We start from the raw sequence: 2,427 nt of genomic DNA on the forward strand, positions 1-2,427 counted from the left end.
CAGCCGGTAGCGGAAGCCGAAGATCCGCTCGACCCGCGGGCGCTCCCAGACCAGCGAGTCGAACGGGCTCAGCAGGGCGCGCGCCCGCACCCACCGGGGACGACGGGCCGCGGGGTCGAGCCAGGCCGGGGCGCCCCAGCCGACCACGTCGACCGGCAGGAGCTGGCCGGCGTCGGCGAGCTCGGCGATGGCGGAGCGGGCGGCGGCCGGCCGCAGCCGGAAGTAGTCGCGCAGGTCCCGCTCGGTGGCCACCCCCAGGGCGCCGGCGGCCGTGCGCACCAGCTCCCGGACGGCGTCGGCCGGGTCCGGGGTCGGCACCTGGAGGACTGCGGCCGGGAGCACCCGCTCGGTGAGGTCGTAGACCCGCTCGAAGGCCGAGGTGCGACCGCGCGTGGTGATCGCACCCGTGTAGAACAGCCACTCCAGTGCGACCTTGCCGGCGTGCCAGTTCCACATGCTGCCGGGCCGGTCGGGACGCGGCTCCGTCAGGTCGCTGGCCTTGAGCGGGCCGTCGGAACGCACCCGGTCGAGGATCTCGGCGACGTAGCCCGGGCGCTCCTGCTGGATGCGCACCATCGAGCCCCAGGCGTGCTCCTCGGCGGCGGCCATCCGCCACCGCAGGTGCGGGTGCAACCGGACGGGCAGGAACGAGGCCTCGTGCGCCCAGTACTCGAACAACTCGTGCCGCCGGCCGGCCAGCTCGTCGAGCGCGGCCCGGCGGTAGGGCCCGAGCCGGCTGAACGCCGGGAGGTAGTGCGACCGGGACAGCACGTTGACCGAGTCGATCTGCACGACGGCCAGGCGGGAGGTGAGCCGCCGCAGGTGCCGGCCGTCGACGACCCCGGTCGGGCGCGGCTCGGCGAAGCCCTGGGCGGCCAGCGCGATGCGCCGCGCCAGGGCGGCCGGCAGGCGGTCGGCGACGGGTGTTCCCACGGCGGCGATCCTGCCTGGCCGGTCCGACAGCGGCAGCGCACGCCTAGGCTCCCCGCGTGCAGCCGATCTCGCCGTTCCCGCGCGCGACGGGCACGGCCGACGCGTCCGTCCGGCCCGCCCGGGCGGCCGACGCCCCGGCCATCGCCCGCGTCCAGGCCGTCACCTGGCGGACCGCCTACCGGAGCGTGCTGCCCGCCGCCGTCCTGGACGACTGGGACGAGGGCGCCGCGGCCCAGGCCTGGGCCGCGGCCGCCACGGCCCCGCCCACCCCCGCGCACGGGGTGCTGGTGGCGCTCGAGAAGGAGGTCGTCGTCGGCTTCGCCGCCTACGGCCCGCCGGAGCTCGCCGCCGGTGACACCGGACACCCCGACGGACCCACCACGGAGCTCGCCACGCTCCTCGTCGAGCCCCGCTGGGGACGACGCGGGCACGGCAGTCGGCTGCTCGCGGCCGTGGCGGACCTCGCCCGGGCCTCCGGAGCCGCCCGGCTGCAGCTGTGGCTGCCGGAGCAGGACACGGTGTCGGCGCGGTTCGTCGAGTCGGCCGGGTGGGCGCGCGACGGCTGGGTGCGCACGCTCGACACCGGTGGTCCACCGCTGCGCGAGGTCCGCTGGCACGCGGCGCTCGACGAGGAGGGGGCCTGATGGTCTTCGAGGGGTTCCCCGACGAGGGACTGGTCTTCTACGAGGGCCTGGAGGCCGACAACAGCAAGACCTACTGGGCGCAGCACCGGCCGGTGTACGAGTCCTGCGTCCGGGCGCCCCTGCAGGCGCTCGTCGACGAGCTGGCCGCGGAGTTCGGGACGGCGAAGGTGTTCCGCCCCTACCGGGACGTCCGCTTCAGCGCCGACAAGACGCCCTACAAGACGCACCAGGGCGCCGTCGTCACGGCCGAGGGTCGTGGCGCCGGCTCGCTGTACGTGCAGGTGTCCGCCCACGGGTTGCAGGTGTCGGGTGGTTCGTGGCGGCTCGAGTCCGACCAGGTCGCGCGGTACCGCCGCGCCGTGGCCGACGACGTCCAGGGCGCGCGCCTGCAGGCGGAGGTGGATCGTCTGGCCGCCGGCGGCTGGGCCATCGAGGGGGATCGGCTGACGCGGGTCCCCGCCGGACACGACCGGGATGCACCCCGGGCCGACCTGCTACGGCACCGGTCGCTCTACGCCACCAGGCGCTGGGAACCGGTCGACTGGCTGCACGACCGGCGGGCCCTCGATGAGGTCCGGACGGCGTGGCGGGACCTCGACGCGCTCACGACCTGGCTGGCCGACAACGTCGGGGCGACGACCAAGGACCCCCGCCCCCGCCGCTGACCGCCGACACCAGCCCGCGCGCTCACCCACCCAACTGTCCGGGCTCCCGGCGCGGTGATGTCGGTGCTGGGGGGGGACTTTCGGCGCCGTAAGTCCGCGGTGTGGGGGGACTTTCGGCGCCGCAAGTCCCTAGGGGTGGACTTTCGGCGCCGCAAGTCCCTGGGGTGTGCCGGGTGGGGCGGGGG

At 76.0% G+C, this 2,427-nt stretch carries 3 protein-coding genes; 2 read left to right on the plus strand and 1 reads right to left on the minus strand.

Annotated elements, in window-relative coordinates; all coding sequences use genetic code 11:
- Positions 1-933: DNA glycosylase AlkZ-like family protein (locus tag GCU56_RS04945; protein WP_163480421.1), on the minus strand; the 933-nt coding region annotated here is incomplete at its 3' end.
- 56 nt (positions 934-989) lie between these two features.
- On the opposite strand from GCU56_RS04945, the gene GCU56_RS23715 reads away from it, so the two are divergent.
- Positions 990-1,577, plus strand: a complete 588-nt coding sequence (locus tag GCU56_RS23715; protein ID WP_163480422.1) for a GNAT family N-acetyltransferase — start codon at positions 990-992, stop codon at positions 1,575-1,577.
- Entirely contained in the window at positions 1,577-2,242 is a 666-nt protein-coding gene (locus GCU56_RS04955; RefSeq protein WP_163480423.1) for a DUF2461 domain-containing protein, read from the plus strand. The genes GCU56_RS23715 and GCU56_RS04955 overlap by 1 nt, the downstream gene beginning before the upstream one ends.
- Positions 2,243-2,427: the final 185 nt, after the last annotated feature.

The sequence above is a fragment of the Geodermatophilus sabuli genome, assembly GCF_010686765.1.
Taxonomy (GTDB): Bacteria; Actinomycetota; Actinomycetes; order Mycobacteriales; family Geodermatophilaceae; genus Geodermatophilus; species Geodermatophilus sabuli_A.